Annotated in this window: 22 protein-coding genes and 1 other RNA gene; 12 read left to right on the top strand and 11 right to left on the bottom strand. The window is 69.8% G+C overall.

What is annotated here, in order from left to right:
- Positions 1-9 precede the first annotated feature (9 nt).
- The 3 genes from OEB99_RS05285 (at position 10) to OEB99_RS05275 (ending at position 4,051) form a co-directional block, all read left to right on the top strand.
- The gene (locus OEB99_RS05285; protein WP_263508791.1) at positions 10-2,205 is read left to right on the top strand and encodes an MMPL family transporter; all 2,196 of its coding nucleotides are present in this window, start codon (positions 10-12) and stop codon (positions 2,203-2,205) included.
- Positions 2,206-2,401: 196 nt separating this feature from the next.
- Positions 2,402-2,772: a transfer-messenger RNA gene (gene ssrA, locus OEB99_RS05280) on the top strand.
- Between the two features lie 265 nt (positions 2,773-3,037).
- On the top strand, positions 3,038-4,051 hold the full coding sequence (locus OEB99_RS05275) for a tyrosine-type recombinase/integrase (protein WP_263508789.1): 1,014 nt from the start codon (positions 3,038-3,040) through the stop codon (positions 4,049-4,051).
- Positions 4,052-4,934: 883 nt separating this feature from the next.
- On the opposite strand, the gene OEB99_RS05270 is transcribed toward OEB99_RS05275, so the two are convergent.
- Positions 4,935-6,272, bottom strand: coding sequence for a hypothetical protein (locus OEB99_RS05270; RefSeq protein ID WP_263508787.1), 1,338 nt, complete (start codon positions 6,270-6,272; stop codon positions 4,935-4,937).
- 313 nt (positions 6,273-6,585) lie between these two features.
- On the opposite strand from OEB99_RS05270, the gene OEB99_RS19765 reads away from it, so the two are divergent.
- On the top strand, positions 6,586-6,777 hold the full coding sequence (locus tag OEB99_RS19765) for a tyrosine-type recombinase/integrase (protein WP_411910659.1): 192 nt from the start codon (positions 6,586-6,588) through the stop codon (positions 6,775-6,777).
- 16 nt (positions 6,778-6,793) lie between these two features.
- Here OEB99_RS19765 and OEB99_RS05265 read toward each other — a convergent pair whose 3' ends face one another.
- A complete protein-coding gene (locus tag OEB99_RS05265) occupies positions 6,794-7,009 on the bottom strand; it encodes a hypothetical protein (protein ID WP_263508786.1) in 216 nt (71 codons plus the stop codon).
- 118 nt (positions 7,010-7,127) lie between these two features.
- Between OEB99_RS05265 and OEB99_RS19760 the strand changes: the two genes are divergently transcribed.
- Positions 7,128-7,550: a GIY-YIG nuclease family protein gene (locus OEB99_RS19760; protein WP_411910658.1), complete on the top strand. Its 423-nt coding sequence runs from the start codon at positions 7,128-7,130 to the stop codon at positions 7,548-7,550.
- Between the two features lie 73 nt (positions 7,551-7,623).
- On the opposite strand, the gene OEB99_RS05260 is transcribed toward OEB99_RS19760, so the two are convergent.
- Positions 7,624-9,108 carry a restriction endonuclease gene (locus tag OEB99_RS05260; protein ID WP_263508785.1) on the bottom strand — a complete coding sequence of 495 codons (1,485 nt, stop codon included), beginning with the start codon at positions 9,106-9,108 and terminating at the stop codon, positions 7,624-7,626.
- Between the two features lie 198 nt (positions 9,109-9,306).
- Positions 9,307-9,672: a helix-turn-helix domain-containing protein gene (locus OEB99_RS05255; RefSeq protein WP_263508784.1), complete on the bottom strand. Its 366-nt coding sequence runs from the start codon at positions 9,670-9,672 to the stop codon at positions 9,307-9,309.
- 764 nt (positions 9,673-10,436) lie between these two features.
- Here OEB99_RS05255 and OEB99_RS05250 point away from each other — a divergent pair.
- From OEB99_RS05250 to OEB99_RS05230, 5 genes are all read left to right on the top strand, one after another.
- The gene (locus tag OEB99_RS05250; RefSeq protein ID WP_263508783.1) at positions 10,437-11,141 is read left to right on the top strand and encodes a hypothetical protein; all 705 of its coding nucleotides are present in this window, start codon (positions 10,437-10,439) and stop codon (positions 11,139-11,141) included.
- A 361-nt stretch (positions 11,142-11,502) separates the two neighbouring features.
- Entirely contained in the window at positions 11,503-12,150 is a 648-nt protein-coding gene (locus tag OEB99_RS05245; protein WP_263508782.1) for a hypothetical protein, read from the top strand.
- 70 nt (positions 12,151-12,220) lie between these two features.
- Positions 12,221-15,013 (top strand): hypothetical protein, encoded by a 2,793-nt coding sequence (locus OEB99_RS05240; protein ID WP_263508781.1) that lies wholly within the window; start codon positions 12,221-12,223, stop codon positions 15,011-15,013.
- A 412-nt stretch (positions 15,014-15,425) separates the two neighbouring features.
- A complete protein-coding gene (locus tag OEB99_RS05235; RefSeq protein WP_263508780.1) occupies positions 15,426-16,028 on the top strand; it encodes a type IV toxin-antitoxin system AbiEi family antitoxin domain-containing protein in 603 nt (200 codons plus the stop codon).
- Positions 16,025-16,912: a nucleotidyl transferase AbiEii/AbiGii toxin family protein gene (locus OEB99_RS05230; protein ID WP_263508779.1), complete on the top strand. Its 888-nt coding sequence runs from the start codon at positions 16,025-16,027 to the stop codon at positions 16,910-16,912. The genes OEB99_RS05235 and OEB99_RS05230 overlap by 4 nt, the downstream gene beginning before the upstream one ends.
- 107 nt (positions 16,913-17,019) lie before the next feature.
- On the opposite strand, the gene OEB99_RS05225 is transcribed toward OEB99_RS05230, so the two are convergent.
- Together OEB99_RS05225 and OEB99_RS05220 are read right to left on the bottom strand one after the other, a co-directional pair.
- Positions 17,020-17,721, bottom strand: coding sequence for a nucleotidyl transferase AbiEii/AbiGii toxin family protein (locus OEB99_RS05225; protein ID WP_263508778.1), 702 nt, complete (start codon positions 17,719-17,721; stop codon positions 17,020-17,022).
- A gap of 67 nt (positions 17,722-17,788) precedes the next feature.
- Entirely contained in the window at positions 17,789-18,835 is a 1,047-nt protein-coding gene (locus OEB99_RS05220) for a type IV toxin-antitoxin system AbiEi family antitoxin (protein ID WP_263508777.1), read from the bottom strand.
- A 580-nt stretch (positions 18,836-19,415) separates the two neighbouring features.
- Between OEB99_RS05220 and OEB99_RS05215 the strand changes: the two genes are divergently transcribed.
- Complete coding sequence (locus OEB99_RS05215) at positions 19,416-20,090, top strand: SPFH domain-containing protein (RefSeq protein ID WP_263508776.1); 675 nt, start codon at positions 19,416-19,418, stop codon at positions 20,088-20,090.
- A 135-nt stretch (positions 20,091-20,225) separates the two neighbouring features.
- Here OEB99_RS05215 and OEB99_RS05210 read toward each other — a convergent pair whose 3' ends face one another.
- The 3 genes from OEB99_RS05210 to trhA form a co-directional block, all read right to left on the bottom strand.
- Complete coding sequence (locus OEB99_RS05210) at positions 20,226-21,710, bottom strand: nitronate monooxygenase (RefSeq protein ID WP_318011388.1); 1,485 nt, start codon at positions 21,708-21,710, stop codon at positions 20,226-20,228.
- Positions 21,711-21,820: 110 nt separating this feature from the next.
- Positions 21,821-22,588 (bottom strand): enoyl-ACP reductase FabI, encoded by a 768-nt coding sequence (gene fabI / locus OEB99_RS05205; protein WP_263508775.1) that lies wholly within the window; start codon positions 22,586-22,588, stop codon positions 21,821-21,823.
- Between the two features lie 116 nt (positions 22,589-22,704).
- Positions 22,705-23,343 carry a PAQR family membrane homeostasis protein TrhA gene (gene trhA, locus OEB99_RS05200; protein WP_263508774.1) on the bottom strand — a complete coding sequence of 213 codons (639 nt, stop codon included), beginning with the start codon at positions 23,341-23,343 and terminating at the stop codon, positions 22,705-22,707.
- Positions 23,344-23,649: 306 nt separating this feature from the next.
- Here trhA and OEB99_RS05195 point away from each other — a divergent pair, with 306 nt between their 5' ends.
- A complete protein-coding gene (locus tag OEB99_RS05195) occupies positions 23,650-24,435 on the top strand; it encodes an alpha/beta hydrolase (protein ID WP_263508773.1) in 786 nt (261 codons plus the stop codon).
- Positions 24,436-24,450: 15 nt separating this feature from the next.
- On the opposite strand, the gene OEB99_RS05190 is transcribed toward OEB99_RS05195, so the two are convergent.
- Complete coding sequence (locus OEB99_RS05190; RefSeq protein ID WP_263508772.1) at positions 24,451-25,095, bottom strand: hypothetical protein; 645 nt, start codon at positions 25,093-25,095, stop codon at positions 24,451-24,453.
- 186 nt (positions 25,096-25,281) lie between these two features.
- A complete protein-coding gene (locus OEB99_RS05185; protein ID WP_263508771.1) occupies positions 25,282-25,776 on the bottom strand; it encodes a hypothetical protein in 495 nt (164 codons plus the stop codon).
- Positions 25,777-25,780 lie beyond the last annotated feature (4 nt).

Genomic DNA, 25,780 nt, shown 5'->3' with positions numbered 1-25,780 from the left:
GGGTGGCTCGTGATCGCCGTCTGGGTCGTGCTCGCCGCCGGCCTGCTGATCGGGTCGCGGGTCGCCGGCTCCGCGCTCGAGGACTCACTCAGCGTCCCCGGATCGGACAGCGACCAGGCCGCCGCGATCATCAGCGACGTGACCGGTGAGGTCACCGCCTCGTCCGAGGGCCCCGCGACCTCGCTGGTGACCGTCGCGTCCGACGGGCCGATCACCGAGCACGCCGCCGAGGTCGCCGATCTCGCGGACGCGCTCGCCGCGGTGGACGGCGTCGACTCGGTGACCAACCCGCTGGACGACCCCGCGACCGCCGCAGCGTCCGTCTCGCCGGACGGCCAGGCCGTGCGCCTGCAGGTGCAGGCCGAGGGCGCCGACGTCGACGCGGTCGCCGCCGCGGTGGACCAGGCGCGCGACGAGGGTCTGGACGTCGGCGTCGGGTACCCGCTGCTGCGGGACCTCGAACCCGGCCTGGAGTCGCACCTGTCCGAGGTGATCGGCATCACCGCAGCGATCCTGGTGCTCGCCGTGACGCTCGGCACCGCGCTCGCGACCGCCGCACCCATCGCGTCGGCCCTGATCGGGGTGGCCGCGGGCCTCGGCTCGTTGCAGCTGCTCGGGCACGCCGTGTCGATCCCGACGATCGTGCCGACGCTCGCGATCATGATCGGCCTGGGTGTGGGCATCGACTACTCGCTGTTCCAGGTGGCCCGCCACCAGAACGAGCTGCGGGCCGGTCGCAGCCGGGCAGAGGCGGCCGCGGTGACCGCGGCGACGTCGGGCAGTGCGGTGGCGTTCGCGGGTGTGACGGTCGCGGTGGCGATCTCCGCACTCGCCGTGACCGGGGTGGACTTCGTGACGTGGCTCGGGTTCGGCACGGCGATCGTGGTGCTGATCGTGCTGCTCGGTGCGCTGACGTTCACGCCGGCGCTGCTCGCGGTGATGGGTCCGGCGCTGGTGCGCAGGCGGGACCGGCACCGGGCCCACCCGGCGCGTGCGCGAGTGCGCGAGGAGGCGCTCGTGGGCGCCGGATCGGACGCAGGTGGCTTCGACACCGGCTCGGGCGAGGCCGCCGCCGCGGGCGAGGAGACCGACGACGCCGCGCCGGCGGACCCGCACGCCGAGCTCGACGCGAGCCGCTGGTCGGCGTTCGCCGCGCGGGTGGCGGGCCGGCCGTGGGTGTCGATGGTCGCCGCGACCCTGGTGCTCGGGGTGCTCGCGATCCCTGCCACCACGCTGACGCTGGGTCAGTCCTCCGACCTGGACCGGCCGGTGGGCACCGAACGTCGCACCGCGTACGACATCACCGCCGAGCACTTCGGCGCGGGTGCGAACGCGTCGATCCAGCTGGCCGTCGCGCTCGACCCGGCCGCGACCGGGCCCACCGACCCGCGCCTTGCTCAGGTCGCGTCCGAGGCCGGGGCGGTCCCGGGGGTCGTGAAGGTCGGCATGCCCCGGCTGGCCGAGGACGGCACGGCGGCCATGCTGAGCGTCGTCCCGGAGACCGGCCCGACCGATGACGCGACCAGCGCGGTGATCGGCGACCTGCGCGCGATCGACACGCCCGACGGCACCGAGACGCACGTCGGCGGTGCGACCGCGACCCGGCTGGACCTGTCCGACCGGATCGCCGAGCGGCTGCCGTGGCTGATCGTCACCACGGTGGGCATCGCGGCGCTGCTGCTGGTGATGGCGTTCCGCTCGATCGTGCTGCCGATCAAGGCCGCGGCGCTGGACCTGATCTCGGTCGCGGCCGCGTACGGCGTGGTCACGGCGGTGTTCGAGTGGGGCTGGGGTGCGCGGCTGTTCGGCCTGGACGGGGCGATCTCGATCGACTCCTACGTGCCGATGATGCTGTTCGCGGTGCTGTTCGGGCTGTCGATGGACTACGAGGTGTTCCTGCTCTCCTCGGTGCGTGAGCACTACCTGGAGACCAGGGACACGACGCTCGCGGTGCGGCGCGGGCTGGCGTCGACCGGGCGGATCATCACCGCCGCGGCGCTGATCATGCTCGCGGTGTTCGGGTCGTTCGTGCTGGTGGACGACCCGGTGATCAAGGTCTTCGGTGTGGGGCTCGCGGTCGCCGTCCTGGTGGACGCGACGCTGGTGCGGACCGTGCTGGGCCCGGCGCTGATGGTGCTGGCCGGCAAGTGGAACTGGTGGATCCCGAGGTGGCTCGATCGCGTGCTGCCCCGGATCAGCCTCTGAGGTCCGCACGGGACGGCGCGGCTCCTGCGGGGATGGAGGGCCCTGCGGGAGCTGCGCCGGCCGGCCGCCCGACGGTGCCGGCCGGGTCGCCCTCGGGAATGAGGGCGACCGTGCCCGGCGTTGTCATCTACGCTGGTACGGCTCGATCGCGGGCCCGGCTGCGGCCGGACGCGCGGACGGGATTGACAACTGCACAGGGGGTGATCGGTTTCGACGACGGTCGTCGTTCCAGGAGAAGCGGGTCGAGGATGTGGGGTTATCTCGTTAACGCTCCCCGCAAACCAATAGGTGCCGATACCAACACGCGCACCGACTTCGCCCTCGCCGCCTGAGCGAGCTGCGTAGTCCGTCAGCCTGAGGTCGCTTCCGCCTCAGATCCTGGCGTCATCTAGGGAGCCAATGCTCGTAGTCCTTGTCACGGGGGCTGCGGGGACTCTCACGTGACTGAGCCCGTCAGCGACTTGTCTGCGTGATCGCTGGGGCCAAGAAACTCTGCAGCAGACTGCACCCGGAGAAGGCCTGTTTCACTGCCGTCGGACGCGGGTTCGATTCCCGCCACCTCCACCCCTGTGACCTGCGGAGACGCTGGTCATGTCGACAGGAAGGCCGCTGGCCCGCTGATGCGGGACGGCGGCCTTCGCTGTTTGTAGCGAGCATCCGGGGGCGTCGGGGAACCGACGGGACGCGGTCGTTCGCCGCGCAGTGGTGAGACCCGGAGACGGGTCGCCAGACGTCGCTGACCTACGACGACGAGCGCGAGGCGCGCGTTGCGAAGGAGCTCATCGAGGCGGCCGGCGGGCACGCCGCGGAGGCGGCCCGGTTCGCCGAGGCGGTGCGGGCGCCCGGGCCGACCGTCGAGTCGGCGATCGCCGAGCACATCGACCTGCTGACCGGTGTCGGACCGGACACGCGGGCGCACTACCGCGGGCAGCTCACGCGGCACATCGCACGGGTGCTGGGGCCCTACCCGGTCGCGGCGCTGACCTACCGGCACGTGGCCGGGTGGGTGCGGGCGATGGGCGACAAGGGCCTGTCCCCCAAGACGATCGCGAACGTGCACGGCCTGCTGTCCGCGTCGATGTCGACCGCGATGAAGCTCGGGTACCGGACCGACAACCCCTGCGTCGGCGTCGAGCTGCCCACGTCGGTGGCGACGCGCGACGAGATGACCGTGCTGACGCGCGACGAGTTCGCGCTGCTGCTGGCGAAGATCCCGGCGTTCTACCAGCCGCTGGTGCTCACGCTCGTGGCGACCGGGCTGCGCTGGGGCGAAGCGACGGCGCTGACGGCCGGGGACGTGGACCTGACGGTGCGACCGGCGACGATCCGCGTGACGAAGGCGTGGAAGCGGGATGCGGATCGGCGCTGGTACGTCGGGCCGCCGAAGACGAAGCGGGCGCGGCGGACGGTGTCGCTGCCCGACGACCTGGTCGACGTGCTGCTGCCGCTGGTGGCCGGCAAGGCGCCGGACGACCTGCTGTTCACCAACACCGTCGGGTCGCAGCTGTCGTCCTCGAGGTTCTGGACGACGACGTGGACGCCTGCGTTGGATGCGGCGTGCGACCCGCGTCAGGCTGACGGGAAGCCTGACGCGGACGCGCCGAGGCTGACGAAGCGGCCGAGGGTGCACGACCTCAGGCACACGCATGCGTCGTGGATGATCGCGGCTGGTACGGACCTGTTCGTGCTGCAGCGCAGGCTCGGGCACGAGTCGATCACCACGACGACGGAGACGTACGCGCACCTGCTGCCGGACCAGCAAAGAGCGGCGGCCGATGCAGCAGGGAGGGCCCTCGACGGCCTTGCTGGCACAACGTCGCACGCACCTCGTGCACCTCGACCCTAGCTGCGACTCGGCAGGAGTCACTTTTCTGCTTCTTCGCCCCGATCCCAGAAGAAGCGCGGCGTCGAGGGCACATCAGGAATCTCCCATCGGGCACCATTGGCGTAGCGCCAGGCCAGCGGCGCACCAGCCGGCTTTCCGGAGCGATCGCCCCTGCCAGCACGCCATCCCCAGAGCGCGTCCACAATCAGCGGCACAACCGGGAGTGCACCCGGCCGTACCTCGCGCTTCCGGATCTGCCAGCTCCCAACTCGTTCGTCGAGGCTCTGGAGCCACTTGGACCGGTCGAGCGCCCTGCCGAGCGGGCGCCAACCGGACCCCTCGCCTATGCGCACTCTCCGGGACTCCGTGACTTGCCATGTCTGGCCAAGACTGTCCGTCACTCTCGCGATCGGGCCCAGGACTCCCACACCGGTCGGCTCAATGGGAACAGGCGCCCTAACTTCTCCGCCTGGGCCCAGGAGGCCCGGGACTGCTACTTGGACAGTCGCCCAAGCTTCTGGTCGGTTGCGGCTCTTGATCCGCTCGCTCCCGTAGGCCGACCCGAGCATCGTCACTACGACAGAGTGTGTGCCGTCATTGCGAATGACTAGTTCCGAGTGATTCTCAGCGGTGATCTCACCCACGGCGGATGTCTGATGAACGACAACAGCCCGTATGTGGGCGCGTCGGGCGTCGAGACGGTTCGTCACGTAGGTCCAGAGCGAGAGACCAACGGCGACCAAGGACACGATGAAGGCGGCGACAGTCACGGCAACACGGTTCCCGAGCCCGCCCCGGCAGGCCGCAAGATCGACGGTGTTTCGACGCGGCCCTCAGCGCGTGGGCGACTATCGAGGCATCTCCAGACCGGCGTTTGACTGGGAAGGAGTGGCCGCCGCACGACCTACTCCTCGTCCTGCGACGAGATCGCCGTCGACGTCAGCGCAGGCGCGACCTCGTCCTCGACGCTCACGTCCCTGTCCGACCGCATCCTCGCCGGCTTCGCCGACCACGCCTTCAGATGCGCCGCGACCTCGTCGTAGAACGTATCGATCGAGCCCAGGACGGAGTCGATGAACGACCCGCGGCCACGGCCCCGCTTGGCACCCATCGGCCGCTGCAGCGCCACCCGGAACGACCGCAACTCCTTCGACGGATCCTCGACCAGCACCGACGGGTCCTCGCGCACGACCCGCAGCAGCTCGGCGGCGCCGTGGCCCCGGGCACGCGCGGCGTGGGACTCCAGCACGACGGTCGCGGGTGCCTCCTTGAGCTGGCGAACCAGCCAGTTGACCCGAGTGGTCGGGCGCCCGTCGCGCGGCGCATCGATGTCGACGTAGCACGTGACGGTCCCAGCCCGGAGATCGGCGGTGACAGCCAAAGGGGCGATGGCCTCGGGCACCTTGATCAGGCCCGACATGCTGCCGTGCTCGACCAGTTCCACGACGAGCGCCTGGGTCCGCAGCGCCGGGTCAGCCAACTCCTTGCGGGACAGCAGCGGCGTGACCTCGACCCCGAGCTGGCGGCCCAGCGAGAGCCCCGCGAAGCGCAGCAGCGCGTCGAACCGCGACGCCACTTCCGTCAGGCCCTTGTCGTTGGCCCGCAGGGTGCCCGCCTTCACGGCGTCGCGGATGCCGACCCACGAGTCGCTCATGTCGTCGAACTCCATGGCGCCCGAGCGCGGGTGCTCCAGGTACCGGATCAGCTCTCCGAGGATCCATGCCTGGTCGGGGTCGGCCACGCCGCGGAATTCCTTCTGCATCACTGCCTCGGCGAGCACCTGAGTCCAGGAGAGGTGGTAGAGCCCGACCCTCTTGAGCTTGCGGCCGTCGACCTTGGTCGGGTGCTGGCCCGCGACGGCAGGGATCTCGTTCGAGATCGTGATGACGGCGTCGTAGCCCTGCTCGCGCGCGATGTCGAGGTAGTTCTCGAGCTGCTCGGCGACAAGCACGTTGCTCCCGGTCTTGACCTCCACCAGCGCCGTCCAGACCGTCTGCCCGCGCGAGACCCGGATCAGGCCGTCCGGGAAGAGCCGCCGCTCCGCGAGCTCGAACGGCACCTCGATGTACGTCTCGACGGTCCCGGCCGGCGCGCCGAACGGCTTGGTCAGCGCCCGCCCGTACTCGCGCACCGCGGTCATCACCGCGAGGAGCGCCGACGTCGCGCGCCGCTCCTGCTCCTCTGCGCCGTTGATTCCCGACGTCGGGATGAGGCGGGCTTCGTTCCACGACTCGACCGGCATGCGATCTCCCCCTTGAGAAACGCTTTGCGTGCAGGCTACCGACGCAGCGGCAAGGAGATCACCAGCGACACCGCCGGATGACCGGTCCCGGGCGTCCCGTCAGGCCGGTGGGAGCGCGGCTGCAAGGGCTCGCACGACCGCGTCGATCCGTTCGGGCGCCAGCGTCGGCACCTTCGGCACGAGCCGCTCGCCGAGCCACTTCGGCCACAGCACGTCGACTCCGGCAAAGGCTGCGCTGGCCGCTGCGCGCAACCCGCGTCAGCCTGACGGGGAGCCTGACGCCGGCGCGCCCAGGCCGACGAAGCGGCCGCGAGTGCGCGACCTGAGGCACACGCACGCGTCGTGGATGATCGCCGCGGGGACCGATCTGTTCGTGCTGCAGCGGAGGTTGGGGCACGAGTCGATCACGACGACGACGGAGACGTACGCGCGCCTGTTGCCCGACCAGCAACGGGCGGCCGCGGATGCGGCCGGGAGGTCGCTGAGCAGGCTGGGTCCGCGCTGACGCCCAAGCCGTGGTGCTACGGCTGGATCTCCGGGGCCGACGGGTCGACAACACGAGTCAGCACGGGCGTCAGGTCCTCGGCAAGCTCCGCCGACTTCGTCTCGACATACCAGCGCACGAGCGGCGTTCCCACGCCCGTGGCAAGTAGGAGGGCAAGCGCAAGGCCGATTGCTCGCTTCACGGACCGGGGCAGCAACTCGGCACCAACATCGATCCAGTCAGTGACGTGCATTGCCGGATCGTCGCACGCGGCGCCGACAAGCAGTGCGCATCAGCTTCGGGCGGCGTCGAAGGCGACCGATCCGTCACACTGACACTGCCTGTCAGGCATCGGTGGCACGCTCGTGGCCATGTCGAGTCTGCGCTGGGACGAGGTCAGGGCAATCACACGCCGTCCGGTGGAAGGCTTGTCAGCGCGGGACATCCCCAACGCCCCAGGCGTCTACGTCTGGTTCCGCGAAGGCGAACCCGTCTACGTCGGCGAAGCCCGCGGTGCGGGAGGTCTCCGGGGCAGGCTTCGAGCGCACCTTGCGACCGGAGTCGATCTCAGCAGGAGCACGCTCCGAGCAAGCGTCGCTGTCAAGGAGTTGGGAATCTCGCGGGCGCACGCTCGCAGCCGGCCGAGCCATGTCACGCCCGACCAGGTCGAGGCCGTCAACCGCTGGCTCCGTTCCTGCGATCTCGGTTGGGTCACGTGCGACACCGCAGATGGCGCCCACGAACTCGAGGCAAGGCTTCGGGCGGAGTGGCTGCCCCCGCTCAATCGCCTCTAGCCCGGAACCCCGGACCCGGCAGCACGCGACAAGTGGAAGCGCTGGAAAGCGCGCGGCGAACCCGGTGCAACGGCTACTCGAGAAACTCGACGAACTCGGGAGGCACTTCGAAGCCAGACGCGCGAACGCCACGGTCGTACCGAGTCTTGAGCGGGAAGCTGGCGTCTGGATGGAGGCGTCCACCGTCGATCATCATCCGGCGGAGGCGATTGGTGGGGCGGGTCAGACCTCTCAGAGTGCGGTCTGGCTCGAAGTGCGCAATTTCGTAGACCACCCCTCGCGAGATGTATCCACCGCGGCTCGCAGCTGACCTGATCAGGCGCTCCTGCAGTGGCGCGGCAACGTGCAGAAGGTCGAGGAACTCGCGTATCTGGTCGGGCTCCCACCGTCCGCCAGGATCCCCGCCTTCGTCTTCGAACATCGGCTTCGGCCGGGTCGAGGGGCGCGAGGCGGCGACTCGGAGAGGCGTGAGGTCGTGCGCGTCTTCGGCGACCGGCTCGAATGAGTCCGCCCACGGCTCGCCGGTGCGCGCATCCACGCGTTCGTACATGAGGCGGACGGGCCTGCCGTCGACGTAGACCACGATCGTCGAGAGCAGCGCCTTCTTCGCGAATGAAGCCTCGCGGCGAAGCTCGTCGGGTGGGGTCGCGAGGAGTACACGTTCAAGCACTCCGGGGAGTGGGAACGTCAACCGGAATGAGTCTGGTCTTTTCACGTCCTCGATCACCCAGTCACCGCCGAGCGGGCTCCGTTCGTAACTGATGTGCACCCTGACGCTCCCTGGGTGCCTGTGAACGTGTCGCACGAACGCATCCGTGTCATCGGCACGCAGTGCTAGCAGGAACGGAGCGTCCACGAAGCCAAGGAAGATGTCCTCAGAGCCCGATTTCGAGCGGAGGATGCGTCTCGCCAGATCCCGCGCCCAGACGGCAACGAGCGGGGGTGCGTCGACTTGCTCGCTGAAGAAGTCATCCAACTCGGCTGGCTCGCTCGACCGAATGGCACCGCGAAGCGCCGACCGAGCTGAAGGCCCAACGTCCGGCCCGAACTGGCGAAGGGCGTCATCGGCAGCAGCCCTCAACAACCGAGCGAGGTCACCCCACTCGGAGCCCGAGAGGTCGACGAGCGAGATCTGATGCGCAAGCGCGAAGTCCTGTGCGTCGGCGCTGAAGCCGCTGGTTGAGAAGACCGAGTACCTGTACTGAACCCGGCGAAGGCCACGGGCGCCGTGGCCCGCCGCCCGAGGGGGCATGAACTCGTTGACGTCGTGAACGACCCCATGAGCGTTCCGGACAACATCAAGTCCGACCTTCTGGCCGAGGTTCTTCGCCTCAACGAACAGCCGAATGGGCAGGGAGAACGGGATCGTGATGTTGAGCTGGCCAAGCGCATCAGCCTGGTGTTCCGCCCCGCGCCCCCTGACGCGCAGCCCGTTGCCCTTTTGGACGAGGGCCACGGGGTCGTCGCGCTCAGCAAGCAGGCGATAGCCGCTGCCCTGCAGGAGATGTGCGACGACCTCCTCGAGGAGGTAGCCCGACAGTTGTTCCGCCCGCACCATCGATGACCCCCTTGCCAGAGGTGCCAGTCGACCATGCTGCCAGAGCCGACACTGGCACGTCTGCGAACGGCGCTTCTGTCGATCAGCTCGACGCCCGGCAGCGCTAGGAGGAATGCCCCCAAGACTCGCGGAGCCGGAGGCTTCTCAGCTGGCCGCGCTCTCGGTTGGCGGCAGTGCGCCGCCCACGCACCTCAAGCGCTATGAGGGGCAGTCGCCCTGGACGTGTGGCCGTCGGCGGTGCGCGCGGGCGGACCGCCCGGTCGGGCGCAGCGACGTCAGGTCGCCTGACGGGGAGCCTGACGCAGCACCCGCCTTGCCTGACGCAGACTCGCTCGGGCCTGACGCACCCCGCGCGGAGCCCGACGCTCCCCCACCTGCCTGGCCGTCCCCCTGCCACCCCGCGGGCTCGACGGTCACCAGCTCGATGATCGCGTCCACGTGCTCGGGCAGCAGCGCGATCCGATGGCGCCCGAACCGCAGGTGCGGCACCCGCCCGCGTCGGATCTGCTCGCGCACCCACCACTCGGAGATCCCCAGCCGCTCGGCGACCTCCTTCGGCGTCATCGTTAGCGTCCCGCGACCCGTCGCCTCCGCGCTCATCACCGGCTCCCTTCGTTGCGCCCCATGCATGTACGTGTGCGAGAGGACGACCGAGATGGGCCCAGCGCCGCGACCGCCAGCGATCGGTTGCGGCTCCGGCACGACGCGTCCCTCTCACGAGGTAAGGGCGCGCGACGGCGACCAACCCCGGGCGCTGGCGGCCCTGCGCCTGTGAACGAACGGCTTCGACGAGCCCTGTGGACTACTCCGGCCCGAACCGCTGCCGTGCGCCCTGCCGGGTCATGCCCAGCGCCCGGCCGACGTCGCCCCAGCTCGCACCCGCGCGCCGCTCACGACGCACCTCGGCCACGATCGCCGCCTCAGCCTCGGCCAGTCGGCCGCGTAGCTCGTCACGCTCGCCCGCGAGCCGGGTCAGCTCCGCGCAAGCGCGACCACGAGACCCACGCCTCGTGCGCGCCGCAGTCGCCGACGGCGCCCTCGGGGCACGCCGGGTGCCTGCCTCGGCGCGAGGCAAGGCTCTCGGCGCCGGAAACAGCCCCGAGCCGGGCGGAAGCGCCACCTCGATGTCCGACCACGCGACCGACTCCGCCGCGCGCCTGGCGGCCACAGACCGCTCGACAACCCGCTCTGCCCGCAGCCGGCGTCCCTTGCCCATCGCGACCCTCCCGATGCCAGGACGTCATGATCTCCCCGGACACCGACAACGCCGGTTGCCGCCACAGACGACGCTTCTTGCACCGGGTGCCCGGCAGGTCCAGCCTGGTCCGGTGAGGTTCGCCGGCCGACCGTCGTGGCGTGCCTCGCTCGACCTGCCGCAGCACCTGCACCTTGCCGTGTTCGTCCGCGACGCCTACCGCCTCGCCGAGCACACCGACGCGCCGACCCCCGCAATGCCGGGGCGCCTACCGCGGGTGCCCGACCTGAGCACCGAACCCGGCGCGCCGACTCCGGACCTCGCCGACTGGGCATCGTGGTGGCAGGAGGTCCTTGCTGCCGATCGCGCTGCCCGAAGCCGCCAGCCGCTGCCGGGATCCCCGCCAGATGACTACGCACGCGCCACCCTGCAACGCCATGCGATCGTCGACGCCCCCGACTTCCCGTCGTTGGCCGAGCGCCCCGAGCTGCAGCGCGCCGCGCGGGTGGCGTTCCATCCCTTCCACCGCTGGTGGAATCGCGGGCCCGACCGGCCGCGGTCCGCGGGGCAACTCTCCGTCCCCGGCCTCAAGGGCGAGCTAGTCGACCTCATCCACCCCAGCCCCGGCCCCGGCATCGTGAACGAGACGGTGACGCGCATCGAGCGGAACCTCGGCCGCGACGTCGACCCGTTCAACGTCGACATCGACGTCCTCGGTACGGCGGGCCCCGAGATCCTGGTCCAGGAGAACGACTACGCCCTGGTCTCGAGCGCGCTGATCTCCGACCCGCAGCGCTTCAGTGCATGGCTCGAGTGGATGCTCCTCCCGCTCGCCTGACCGACAACGGCGGTTGTCAAAGAAGTGGCAGACACCTCTGGCACCAAGTCGAAGGTGGGAAGCCGCTGGCTCACGAAGTTGACCACCCGCACTTGACCGGCTGCAGCACGCGGAGCCCGTCCCGAGCCGGGCGCGCTCTCGGCAGCGCTCAGCCGAGCCAGACGTTGCGGGGCACCGCGCCCCGCCGCTGCTCGACACTGAGGCTCACGATGCCGCGATACCCAACCCGCGCGCGCTAGCCTTCGTTGCGTGGTAGCGGTGGGGCCAAACGGCCGGCAACACCCTGTCGCCTCTCAGGACCCGCGCCACGGCCCGCGGCAGCGATCGGGGTGGCATGGCCACAACGCCTGAGGATCCGTTCATGGATGAACGGCAACTCCGAATCTACCAAGCGCTCGCAGCGAGGCATTCCGATCTCGCCAGCATGTACCGATCGGCACTCCGACTATTGTCCCAACCCGCCGAAGGTGGCGACGAGCGAACTCGAATCTCCCATATCTGCCACTCAATGCGGGAAGTCATGAACCGGGTCCTTGGAGTGATGGGTTCGACCGCCGGACCGCGGATCAAGCCGTCGAGCGGGCGCCAGGTCCAGTCGCTGCCCGATCTACTCTCCCGGTTCCCTGATCTGGACTTGAGCGCTGACGGCGAGTTTATTCCCGTACCTCGCGAAGTCGCGGCAGTGTTTCATACTCTCATCCGTACGGCGGCGCAGGAGAAGCGCCGAAGCCGAGACGACGTCGCGTCGCTGCTCACTGACGACAGCAACAGCGATCATGTGGCCGTGACCCGTTGGATCGAGGCGCGCGACTTCTTCGTCCGCTGGGCACATCTCCAGGACCATGCGGCCGAACCATCGGACCTACCAGACGATGTCGTCATCGGCGGGCATGTGGCTATATTCGACGAGCTGTTCGACGCCGTTATTACCGTATTCTTCGAGCGCCGTCACACGATTGACGATTTGCTAGCGGAAATCAATGCACCGGTGGAGGAAGACCGTGGCTAGCTATAGGACTCCGAGCACCGATCAAGTACGGGCGGCGCTAGTCCAGATCCCGACTCTTCAATTGCGGAGGGTGTTCTATGAGGGTCTTGAGAATCCCAAGTGGGTGCGACCTCTGCTCGGACTTGGAGCCTTCGCCAATCCGCCGGAACCGCTGATCACCGACGACGGCTACATTCGTGACGTGTACTGGCCCGAAATATCATACCTTGTCCGGGTCGCGCCCGAGGCCCCTGACGACGTCGTCGACGTCCTACTCACGCTCGGCGACACAAACAACGCCTGGGTGAAGCGAGCCCTATTCGAGATCGGAACCAGAATCCCACCATCCGCAGGCGCCCGCCTGAAGCCGGTCCTCAAGCAGTGGATGAAGACGGGCTTTGGTTGGCGCACGGATCCGAGGCGGCTCGTCGATTTCGCGATCACGCTGCTTGAGGGCGGAGAAGCCAGGACCGGTCGATGGTTGGCCAACTACCTCTTCACACCGATGCCCCCGACCACTGACGATCCGTACCTGCGCAAGCCTGAGCTCGCGCTTGACGAGTACTGGTATCAGACGGAGTTGCCTCGGCTGCTCCCTGCGCTCGGCGACGATGCCGTGAAGGCGCTCACTGGGTGGCTCGCAAAGTACATTCAACTCGCTGGCTACGCCGACAGCGGTCATGACTTCAGCGGCATGATTCGGCCATCGGTCAAGTCACGTGGCGACACCTATCCAAGCCCCGAGCATGCCCTCGTAGATGCTCTGCGAGACGTTGGGGTGACGGCGATGGTGGCCGATCCCGAGCGCACCTCACGAACACTCCTCGGTTCAGGCACACAACTACTTCGGAAGATCGCGATGTTCACAGTCGCGGAAGCAATCCGCCAGCAGGTTGCCGCTGGCTCCGACTCTCACGGGCTCGTCGACGTTGCCCAGCGTCTCCTGGGCGACCCGTCGTCGGCCGACGAGCATCTGCTAATCGAGTACGCCGAACTCGCGCAACAGGTAGCACGCATCAACACAGACGCGCTCGCTGTCATCAGTGACGTCATCGACCACGCCCACGCCGAGGACCTCAGGTGGATGGCCGCGCGGCAGGTCGACGAAGACGCAACGGCTGAGGAGATCATGGCAGAGGCCAAGGAAGGCGCCGATCGAAGCAAGCACACATGGCTGTCAGCGATCGGCGCTGAGGCCCTGCCGCCCCGGCTTCAGACCGAACTCGCCGAACTGGATGCCACCTTCGGAGTAGTCGGCGAGCCCCCAACACCGCTCGGGGTGATCACGACTTGGTCGGGTCCCAATCCACACAGCACTCAGGATCAGATGGCCGCGATGAGCCCAACGGAACTCGTCGAGCACCTCGCGAGCTGGCACGACACCGGGCGTGGCTGGGGCCCCGAACCTTCCCATGAAGGTCAGGGACGCGAACTGGCAGCTCTACTGACGACCAACCCGCTGGCACTGTCTGGCGTGAGCGACCTCGTGCAGCGGCTCCGGCCGACCTACCTGCGTGCGATCCTCCGAGGTTGGCAGGCTGCCCTCAAGGCCGGCGTTGCGCTTGAGTGGTCGCCGGTCGCCGACCTCGTCCGGGACGTCCTACATCACAGCAATGAGTCGCCCTTCCCTGCGGAGGGCGGAGATATGGACGATGACCGCGACTTTCGCGGCGCGAAGACCGCTGCAGTTGGCCTCCTGGAGGACCTTGTTAAAGATGTCGGTGCCGCCGAGATTCCAGAAGCTGCCCTTATCGCGTTTGCAGATTTGATCATCGAAGACGCCGCTGACGAGCAGGCCTGGGTCGAATATGATCAATACGAGTCCGGGGAGGGGAGCTGGGATCCCCTCACAGTTTCTCTCAACTGGCAGTGGCCGAAGCGACTTCGGGCCTTGATTCATCTCGCCACACGGGCGGGAATTCGGCCTTGGACCGCGAGGGCGCTTGACGCAATTGAGCGAGAACTTCGCCGGCCCGATCGTCACGGCGCGGGAAGTGCGGTCGTTGGAGAGAGCCTAGGTCGGCTCCTTGGCAGCCATCCAGACTGGGTAAGGGGACGATCAAGCGACCTCTTCGGCGGCGAGGCCGGGTTGTCGGAAAATCAGCAAATCGCACTTACCACTGCAATTGCGACACACTACTATCGCCGCGAGTTGTACGAACTCCTTAGCGGTGCACTCGTCGCGGCAATCAGCCTTGGGGATCGACTAGTCAGCGGATGGCGGACGGAGGCGGCTCCCGCGCAGCGAATTGGCGAGTGGGCAATCAACGCTCTGATATTCGGAGACGCGACCTTTGAAGACGCCGTGGTCGACAGTTTCTTCGCGAATGCTAGTGCGGCAGTTCGGGGTGGCGCCCTCGACAGAGTCGCTTGGTCACTGTTCCGCGCCAACAGGGTCGATGACTCGATACGCGATCGATTCGCCAATCTCTGGGACGACCGCGTTCGGCATGTTCGGGAGCATCCAGATGACAAAGCCGAACTCAGGGGTTTCTATTGGCTCGCCAAGGGCAGAACTTTTGCGGTTGAATGGTGGCTGCCGAGACTGAGGGAGGCGCTCGAGCTCGAGCCTGAAATCGGGACCCAGAGATACATGATTGGCCGAGAGCTCGCTCGAGCGTCTTCGGTCGCGCCTTCGGACGCGCTCGCGGCCCTCAGACTCCTGCTTGCCGTCCCAGAAGAGAGCGGAGCCGTCTCGCTCGAGTTGGTGGATAACGCGGTCCCCGTCATCATTGCGAACGCCCTGTCTGGTGGAGACCCTGGCCTGAGAAACGCAGCCGAGATGTACATGAACGAGTTGGGAGCAAAGGGATACCTCGCGCTCGAGGCGGAAGTCCAAGCGGTCCTCCGGGGCGAACTGCGCGTCGAGGAGACGGAAGACTAGGCGGTAGGCCGACCATGGCCCTTCACGGACTCGGCGCCAGACACCAGTGCGCGAGTCCTCCCAGGACTGGACCTGCAAGGCACGGTGCGACAGGGCCCCAGCCGGTGGCGGGAGCGAGTCACTATTCCAAGATCACTCGCGCCCGTTGACGCCGTCAACGAACCCTGCCGATCGGGCCACGATCCCCGTCAACACCCCCTCGCATCACCCCAGGTCACGCGCCTCCACTAACGGCTCCACAAGGCTCCCAACTGGTTCGATTCCCGCCACCTCCACCTGTTGGGTCCCGTCGGATGCCGTTGCGTCCGGCGGGACCCGCATGTTGACGCCGTCAATCCCGTTGCGACCCGTCGCCGCTCGTTGCGCTCGGAGATGCCGCGATGTCATGCAAAGAGGGGATAGGTTCCCCCTTATGCATGACGTTGACCACGACCGGCTGTATGACGTCGCGGAGAGCCAGGCCGGGTACTTCACTGCCGGCCAGGCGATCGAGGCGGGCATGGACCGCAGCACCCTGCGCTACCACGCACGCCCCGGCGGGCGATACGAACGCGTGGGCCGCGGCATCTACCGCCTACGCCACTTCCCCAGCAGTCCGCTCGAACACGTCGTCGCGGCCTGGCTACCGCTGCGCCCTGCCCACGCAGTGGTCTCCCACGAGAGCGCCCTCGAGCTCTACGACCTGGCCGACGTCATCCCCGACGCCGTGCACGTCTCGCTCCCGCGCTCCCAGCGCGGCCAGCGCCCGCGGGCCGGAGTCAGGCTGCACACCCTCGCCCGGCCGCTGGGGGCCGGGGAGGTCCGCGACGTGGCAGGCATCGCGACAACCACTCCCGAGCGGACCATCATCGACTGCGCGGAGACCGGCACCCAGCCCGAGCAGATCGAGCTTGCGATCCGCCAGGCTCTCCAGCGCGGCCTGACGACACACCGTCGGCTCACCGAGGCTGCGGCCACGCGATCATCCCGGACGCGCGAGCTGATCCAGACCGCCACCACGGGGGCCCAGACGTGAGGTACAACACCCCTGCAGCGTTCCGGCGTGCGCTCGAGGACCGCCTGAAGGCACTCACCGCAGGCGACCCGTCACGCCTCCCCCGACTCCGCAAGCGCATCGCCTTCGATCGGCTGCTCGCGCGCCTCCTCGTCGCGGCGCCAGGCGCGTGGGTCCTCAAGGGCGGGTTCGCACTCGACCTACACCTCGCCGACCGCGCCCGCTCCACGAAGGACGTGGACCTCAGCTGGCACGACGACGGAGACCATCTCCTCGACACACTCTTCGACGCCGCCGCCGTAGACCTCGACGACCACTTTGTGTTCAGCCTCGAACGCTCCGAAGGCACCCCGGACCTGCTGGGTGGCACACACCGGTTCCGCGTCACCGCATCTCTGGCAGGGAGGCCTTTCGAGTCGTTCATCCTCGACGTGGGAACCGACGAAGGCCCCGCGGGCGGCGAGGACCGGGTCACCACTGCAGACATGCTCGCCTTCGCCGGCATCCCACCGGTGAGCGTGCCAACGCTTCCCCTGGCGACCCAGGTCGCCGAGAAGCTGCACGCCTACACCCGCACCTACGAGGGCGGCCGGCCCAGCACCCGCACCAAGGACGTCGTGGACCTCGCGCTCATCGCCTCCCCGTTCACGATCGACGCCCGGGCACTGCGCGTGGACATCGACGCCGTGTTCGCACGACGCGCCACCCACGAGCCACCGAGCTCGCTCCCTGCTCCCCCTGCCGAGTGGCGTGGCACCTACCGGCGCCTTGCGATCACGGTCGGCCTCGATCCGGACGTTGACCGTGGCCACGCTCTGGCCGCCGCGATGCTCGACCCCGTGCTCGAAGGTCGGCTCGCAAACGGAACGTGGGATCCCGACGCGTACGCGTGGACGACGATCTGACCCTCGTTGACGGCGTCAATCGCGTCGCGAACCTCTGGCCATGTCGTCTCCGGATGCTCAGTCTCGCGCGCGAGCCGGGGCTTCGCCGGTCGCGCTGTCTGCGCGATCTACCCGAACCCGCTGTGCCGGAGTCCTTCCCGGAGCGCCCGAAGCGCAAGCGCCTGGTCAGCGACCGAGTTGGGCATGTCTGCCGCGAGCTTTCCGAGGCTCTCGTCGTCGACCAGTGCGACCACGTCGGTGGTGGTCGAGCCGAGCAGCTCGGCCATGTGCCTGCCGAGCCGATGCGCAGACGCGGGTGCGGGGTCGAAGTCGTATGCGCTGAGCAGGCTGAGCTCGGTCTCGTAGAGCTCGTCGAGAAACGTCCCGGTCGCATACCAGCCCAAGATCGTCTGGAGGTCGACAGCGTCGCGCTTCGTCTCCAGTCGCCGGTCCGACCAGGCGACAAGCTTCAGTACCGCGAGACCGGCAACCGTTGGCACGAGCACCTCGACGCCGCCCGGAAGCCGTACAGGCCTCGCGTGGGCGAATGCCTCGTTGAGGCCACGAGCGCTCATCCGGGTTCCATCGCCCCAATCAACCAGGCGATCGCCGGTCTCCACGTCGCCGAACGGCACCACGTCGACCTGCGCGCCGGCCACCAGGAAGCGATGGCGGCTGCGCCCGACCCGGGTCAGGTCGGCGGTCAGAGCCTCGAATGCCTGCCAGGACGGCACCGCCACGGCGACGTCGACGTCCGCCGTCGCGCGCGCTGGCGGGGCGCCGACGATGGTCTCGGACAAGATGTCGCGCGCCGTCGCGCCGACGACCATGAGCCGGATGCCGTGGCGTGTCGCCACGGCATCGACCTCGCTGAGGACGTGGCTCGCGACGCCGATCCTAGGATCGGTCGAGCTCGACAAGTCGATCATCGACGCGCCTGATCCTCTCCGCGTGCTCGCGTTGCCTGGGGTCGCCCGAGGACACCAGGTCGGCGTAGACGAGGGGCGAGGGTACGACGTCCGCGCCCGGCGACTGCTGTTTCCAGAAGCGCCGCCGGAAGTGGATCGTGCCGCCCGCGTCGTCGCGGCGCAGGCGGAATCGGGCGATGAGCTCGCCGGGAATCTCGTCGACGTAGAACGTCGCCGTGGCCGGCCGCAGGTTGGCGTCGATCCGCGATCCCGCGAGCTCACCCCCGACCAGAGCCCCGCCACCGAGCAGGGACCTCTCGAGATCACTCAGCCGCTCGGGATCCGTGATCGCGAACGCGCCGAGCTCGAGCTTGCGAGCCAGTCGGACCGCGTAGGCCTCGGCCCACCTGTCGAGGAGCTCGCCGGCGCGATTCAGCCCCAGGCCCGCATCGGACTCGTAGACATACCCCGCGTCGATTAGTGCACTCATCACCGCATGGACGGTGCCGACAGCCGTGCCACTCGCGAACGCGATCTCCCGGACCGGCCTCGCCACCATGCCCGGCCAGCTCAGCAGCGCGAACACGACCATCACCCCTGAGCGGGTGAACGCTCTCGACGCAGTCGGGTCCTTCCTGCGCGCCTCTGTGGCGCGTGGCCGGTATCCCCGGACGTCCAGCGACATCCCGTCCCACCCCAACCTCACGTTCCCCGCACCGTCGACGAACTGCACGTCACGGGCACTCAACGCATCCGCGGCGGCATCGGGCACGTGCGGCGCGAGAAGGAGCAATGGCCGCTCCGCCGGGAGCGCCATCGCGGTCGCGTACTGACCATCCAGCCGAGTCAGCTTGACGACCACCGGGTAGCGCGTGACCCCTCGGGCACCGGCGTCGAGAGTCAGAACGAGGTCGGCTTTCGCCTCATCGGCGCGAGCCGGCTCACCCGACACCGAGATGCCCCACTTCGCGAGCACTTCCGACGTCCGAGCGAGCAGGGCGTTCAGTTCATGCTCGCGTTCATCCCGCGTGAACATGAGTCAATTCTGAACGACGAACTCGGGCTCGCGCAAGACCCTCCCCGTTGACGACGTCTACACGGTTGCCTGCCCAGCAGACGTCACGCCGCCGCCCGCTCGCCCATCACCGCAGTTCACACCGCTGCACCACGACACCCCGATGGATCCGAGCGCCTTCGATTCCCGCCACCTCCACCCGTGGGATCCCGCCTAGTGCCGTTGCGCCCGACGGGATCCTCTTGTTGACGGCGCCAATCGCGTGGCGACCCGTTGGCGACCTGGCGCCAACGCAGTCGCCCACCCACCCGGCGCCACGGGTCACCCGAGCGGGGCAATCCTCAAGACGCCGCGGCACGTGCTCGGCTACCCTCGCACGGCGCGCCGTTCCCGGGGCCGAGGGCCAGTCAGGCCCAGGGTTTCCCAGTCGGCGGCGCAGCGCTGTACAGAAGCGGACTCCCGGTTCCCGGGGCCGGCGGTGCAACTCCGCAACCGGCCGCCAGGCCGGCGCAGACCGACCGGTCGCCCCTGCGGCTCACGCCCCGGCGCCCGGCCCGCGCCGGTCTGACGGTCGCGCCGACTCTCATAGTGAGGAAGGACCATGGCCAGGGTCACCGTCCAGGAGTTCCAGCGCGTCGTGCTGCACCAGTCCGGCGCGGCTCCCGTCGTGCTCGGACCAGGACGGCACCGGTACCGCAAGCGCCGCAGCGCGCTCACTCTCGTCGACCTGCGCCCCACGCTCCTGAAGGTCACCGGCCAGGAGATCCTCACCGCCGACGGGGTGGGCGTCCGGGCCGCCGTCGTGGTCCGCTACGCCGTGGTCGACGCGCTGGCGTGGGTGCTCGCGAGCGATGCGACGACCGCCCCGGCCGAGCGGCTCTACCTCGCCGCCCAGCTGGCCATCCGCGACGTCGTGGCGACCCGTTCCGCTGAGGACCTTCTCATCGCTCGGGCGGAGGTGGGCGCGGGCCTGGCCGAGCGTGTCCGGGACGAGGCAGGCGACATCGGTGCGGACGTGCAGGCGGTCGACCTGCGCGACCTGTCCTTCCCGGGCGAGCTGCGCCGGTCGTTCGCGCAGGTCGCGCTCGCCCGCCAGGAGGCGGCGGCCGCGCTCGAGCGGGCGCGCGGTGAGACCGCGACCCTGCGGTCGCTGGCCAACGCCGCGCGCACGCTGGACGGCAACCCGGCCCTGCGCGAGCTGCGCGGGCTGCTTGCCGTCGAGCGCTCGGGCGGAACGCTGGTCTTCAAAGGTGGCGACGCGGCAGCGCCGCGCTAGACCACGTGACGTTGGGGTGGCCCAGGATCAGCTCCTGGGCCACCCCACACGAGCAGAGCCGCAGGTTGGCGGCTCGAGCTGGCCAGGCTCTCCTTCGATCCGTCGAGCCCGAGATCGAGGCGGGCGGCCCGGGCCTCACGCCACCGCGACCACGTCACGATCCGCGACCCCGGCACCTTCGCCGAGCATCCAGTCGAGCACCTGGTCGGCCGTCCAGCCCTCGGGGTGCCGATCGGCGAGCCGACGCGCACTCGTGAGGTCGGCCCCCAAGGTGACCACGACCTCCTCGGGCGTGCCGTCGGGTCGGATCTGCCCGAGCCCGATGGTCGCCGTCAGGGCGTTGCACAGGCACACCCGCCCCTCGGTGTCCGCGGCGTCCCCGCCCTTGCGTTCCCACACGGCGACGGGTTCCGCCGGGCAGCGGTAGCCGACCTTCCCGTCGTCCTTGAGGAAGGGCGTGCGCAGGTAGCCGAGGTCGCACAGCCGCGGGCGCGCCTCGCGGACCTCCCGGTCGGACAGGGTGCCCTCGAGCTGAGCGACCTTGAACGGGAAGCCGGTCGGCGACGCCTGGGCGTCGGTGAGCACCTCGAGGGTGCCGTCACGTACCCCCTCGAGCAGACGGCCGCGGATCTCGTCGGTCATCCCGGAGTCGCTGCTCAACGCGAACACCGTGCCGACCTGAACGCCCACGGCACCGCCCTCGGCCGCGGCCACCACGCCCTCGGGTGTACCGAATGCCCCGGCGAGCCAGAACGGCAGCCCGAGCGCCGCGATCTTGGCGACGTCGGCGTCGTCGCGCGGTCCGAACACCGGCTGGCCCCGGTCGTCGAACACCGGGCGTCCGCGGGGCGGCGCGTTGTGGCCGCCGGCCGGTGGGCCTTCGACGACGAAGCCGTCGGGGCGGATCGCCTCGTCGCGGCACAGGTACCCGGCGAGCGCCTCGGAGGAGACGATGGCGAGGAACATCGGGCGCTCCGCCGGCGGCAGGTCCGGGCCCAGGAGCTCGGACGGGTCGATCTCCACGGCGTGCTCGCCGGACGGGTCACCGGCCACGTCGATCGGCAGGCGGGTGCGGCGGTGCGCGGCGAGGTCGTCCAGCAGCCGGGGCAGGTGGCGCGGGATCCCGGCGCCCATCAGCACGGCATCGACGCCGGCGAGGATCGCGCCGTAGGCGGCGGCGGGGGTCGCCATCTGGATCTTCTCCAGGTAGTTGATCCCCACCGGTCCGCGATGCCCCTCCTTGGCGAGCCAGACCTCGACGAAGTTGGCGAGCATCGTCAGCTCCTGCGCCGCCCGGCTCTGGCGTAGGCCGAGGCGCGGCACCGGGGTGTAGGACGCGCCGGGGGCGCGGCCGCCGGGTCGCAGGTAGCGGGCGAGGACCCGGGCGGCGACCGCCGGCACCGGGAAGGCCGCGAGCGCGCGCCGGACATGACCGTCGACGTCGCCGTCCTGCAGACGGCGCGCCAGCACAAGATCGAGCGCCGTCCCGGAGACGACTCCGAGCTGGCCACGACGAGCGACGGCCGACGCGAGGCGCCAGGAGGAGACCGCGACGCCCATGCCGCCCTGGATGATCCGGGGCAGGGCGGTGCGGAGCGGGCGGTGGGGGGCGGTGGGCACGGGACACCTCTCGTACCTACGGGGGCGTAAGTTACGCAACCGTAGGTGACAGCCCCCGGGAAGTCCAGGACCTTGGCCCATGGGCTCCCGCAGAGCTGCAGGCGGCGGGCTCAGGAACCCATCGCGTGCAGGCCACCGTCCACGTGGATGATCTCGGCCGTGGTCGCCGGGAACCAGTCGGACAGCAGCGCCACGACGGCCCGCGCGGTGGGCTCGGCGTCGGCGACGTCCCAGCCCAACGGGGCGCGTCGGTCCCAGTCGCCCTCGATCTGCTCGAACCCGGGGATCGACTTCGCCGCCGTGGTGCGGATCGGGCCTGCCGCGACCAGGTTGACGCGGATGCCGTCCGGGCCGAGGTCGCGGGCCAGGTAGCGCGAGGTCGACTCCAGGGCCGCCTTGGCGACCCCCATCCAGTCGTAGACCGGCCACGCGACGCTCGCGTCGAACGTGAGGCCGACCACCGAGGCGCCGCGCGACATCAGCGGCCGCGCCGCAACCGCCAGCGACTTCAGCGAGTACGCCGAGACCTCCAGCGCCGTCGCGACGTCCGGCCAGGTGCCCTCGAGGAACCGCCCGCCGAGGACGCTCTGCGGCGCGAACCCGATCGAGTGGACCACGCCGTCGAGCCGCTCGGCGTGCTCGCCGACCCGCTCGGCCAAGGCGGCGAGGTCGTCGTCGGAGGTGACGTCGAGCTGCACCACCGGCGCCGGGACCGGCAGGCGACGCGCGATCGCCTCGGTGAGCCGCATCTGGCGCCCGAACGACGTGAGCACCACCTGGGCACCCTGCTCCTGCGCGATCCGGGCGGTGTGGAAGGCGATCGAGCCCTCCGTCAGCACTCCCGTCACCAGCACGCTTCGGCCGTCGAGCAGAGTCATGAGGTCTCCCGTCGCATCGGTGCCCCACGCTCGTCGGGCACCGACAACGCTAGTGGTCGCGCGGCCCGGCGCCACGACCCGCCCCGATCGACCGGGACGGGGCCTCGCTCTCGGGCCTACGCCGGCAGCACGTAGACGTACATCAGCAGGTAGTGCAGCACCGCCGCGACCACCACCATCAGGTGCCAGATCTCGTGGAAGCCGAACACCCCCGGCCACGGGTTCGGCCTCTCGATCACGAAGATCACGAAGCCCGCGCTGTAGACCAGGCCGCCCGCGGCCATCAGCACCAGGGCCCCGGCCGGGATGTCGCCGCCGGCGCCGACCAGGAGCACCGGCATCCAGCCCAGCGCGATGTAGAGGGTGTTGGTGACGTACTTGGGCAGCCGGCGGTGCCACGAGCGGACCGTGATGCCGAACGCGGCGATCGCCCACACCGCGCCCAGCACCGTCCAGCCGTAGACGTTGCGGAACAGCACGAGCACCAGCGGGGTGACCGTGCCGGCGATCAGCAGGAACACCGAGTCGTAGTCCAGGGTGCGCAGCACCTCGTTGACCCGCGGGCCGCGGTCGATCCCGTGGTGCAGCGTGCTGGAGACGAACAGTGTGACGACCGAGAGCCCGTACACGGAGAACCCGACGATCTTCCACGGATCGCCCTGGGCGCTCGCCTGGGCGATCAACAACGCCGCGCCCACCAGGGCGAAGCAGGCGGCGAACAGGTGCGAGACCGTGTTGAACCGCTCGTCGGTCACGTGGACGCTGCCGTCCCTGCTCCGTAGGGCCGTGTCCACGCTCCGCCTTCCGTCCGGTGGCACCCGACCGATGCCGGGCGGCATGAGCACCACGCCGGCACGAGCCTATGTCGATTCCTCGACGTGCCTGCCGCGCTCGATGCTTCGTCGGCCCCGAGCGGCACCCGCGGCGTGTCGCGACGAGCCCGCGCGTACCGTCGAGAGCGACGGGGAGCCCCACCGCGGGCCGCCGCGGCCCCGGGATCCCTCCCCGCACGTCGGCGGTGTGCGATGAGAGCGACCCGGGTGACTCGCACGATGGTCGCGATGGCGACGATCGTCGGCGGGATCGGACTGGCCGGCTGCGCCGGGGGCAACGCCGGGCCGCCCTACGAGGTCACCTCCGACGTGATCTCCGGAGAGGAGACACAGGAGATCGGGGTCTGGGCGCCGGATGCCGACGGCAGCTGGCCGGTCGTCATCGGGATCCACGGCTACGGCGGCGTGCAGAGCGACTGGGACGTCGTCGCCACCGAGCTCGCCAAGCAGGGTGTGGTGGTCTTCGTCCCCGAGTTCCGGTCCACCTCGACCGAGCTCGACATCAAGGCGGACCTGGTCTGTGCCATGCAGTACGCCCGCAGCGTTGCCGGCGACTACGGCGGTGACCTCGACCAGCCGTACACGTTCGTCGGCCACAGCCTCGGAGCCCTCATCGCGCTGGTCTCCGACGCGGACGCCCGCAGCGGCACCGAGGGCGTCCTGGAATCGTGCTTCGAGGGCAACCGCGACCCGGACGTCGTGGTGGCGATGGAAGGGACCTACTACGACACCCGAGGCGATGACCTCACCGTCATGCCGGCGACCGGCACCCAGGTGACCCTGGTGGCCGGCGAGAACGACGAGACGAGCCCGGTGTGGCAGTCCCAGGACGCCGCCGATGCCCTCCGGGCGGCCGGCTACGACGTCACGCTGGTCACGATCCCGGGTGGCACGCACGGGACCCCGCTGTTCCTCGACCCCAGCCAGGATCCCTGGGCACCGCTGCCGACCGACGACCCGGCCGGGCAGCAGGTGGTCCAGGCGATCGTCGATGCCATCGACTCCGCTCGGTGAGCAGCCCCGGCCCCGTCACTCGCCGACGGCGAGCTGGACGGGGATCTCCCCGGGCACGATCACCGCGTAGTTCCAGCCGACCGGCACTCCCACGGTGGTGGTGCCCCACATGAACATCGACAGGCCCTCATACGCGCCGGTGCCGGTCATCCACCACGTGATCATGTCGGCCGTCTCGGTGGAGAACGCCCCGGCGTAGGTACCCTCCCAGGTCCCGTCGGCCGTCTCGATCACCGACGTGCCCCACTGGGTGAGGGCGCCGTTCTCGATGCCGCTCCCCCAGCGGTCCGTGTTCCAGGTCGCGGTCTCGGTGCCCTGGAGCCGCGGATCGTTGCCCATGAAGGTCGCGGTGGAGGACCCCCCGCGGCTGTGCTGGGTGCCGTCGGCATCCGTGGTCAGGGTCCCCTCCTCGACGGTGAAGCTGACCCGGGCAGCGACCAGGTAGGCCTTGGCGTCGCCCGTGCCATAGGTGATCGGGGCGTCCGGCAGCCCCGCTGCCGGGTCCGTGGTCGTCGCGTCCGCGACGTGGACCGTGCTCGACGTGCCTTCTGCCGCGCTCGAGGCGTCGTCCGAGCTCTCCGTGGTGCCCTGGGTGTCCGAGCAGGCCGCCAGCAGCAAAGCCGCGACGATCGCGGTGACGAGCGCCCACCGTCGTGCCATGGAACCCTCCCCACTCGCAGGCCGTGACGTGGTCGACCCGAGTGGTCGAGCGTCCGACCCTCGGCTCGAACGTAGGCCCGCGCCCGACGCCCCGGACAGGGCACAACGACCCGGCCGGCGTCCGCGGGAGGGGTGCCGGCCCTTGACCCACGCCCGGTGCCACGCCCACCGCGGCCGCAGCGCGCGCTACGCCCCGGAGAGCACGCCCGCGATCCGGGCGTAGGTCCGTTCGTGCGCGATCCGGGCGTGCCGGGTCATGTAGCCGACCAGGGGCCATGGCGCCGAGACGACGCAGACCTCCCGGAGCTCCACGCCGGACGGGGCGCTGGCTCCGCCGTCCGAGCTGCCAGCCTCCGTCGCCGTCGTGCTCGTCTCGAGCGTGCACCCGGGCGCCGCCACCACCCGCCCCACGAGCGTCGTCGGCGAGGTGCGGATCATCCGGGCCGGGAAACGGATGCGGTACCGGAACGGCCCGAGCCGCGGACGCTCGGCCACGCGCCAGTCGACCCACTGCCCCTCGTCGGACGACCCTCGGCCCACCACTTCCGCCGACTCGAGGTAGGCGTGCAGGCCGCGGTGCGCGGCGAGGTCGGCGAGGAAGTCGACCGCCGCCTCCGGCGTCCCAGGCACGCGGGTCACGAGCTCGAACGACCGGCTGCCGAGGAGTGCTGTCCATCTCATGGGT

It is taken from the genome of Actinotalea endophytica (assembly GCF_025717005.1).
Taxonomy (GTDB): Bacteria; Actinomycetota; Actinomycetes; order Actinomycetales; family Cellulomonadaceae; genus Actinotalea.
This window is presented reverse-complemented; position numbering and strand designations above follow the sequence as displayed.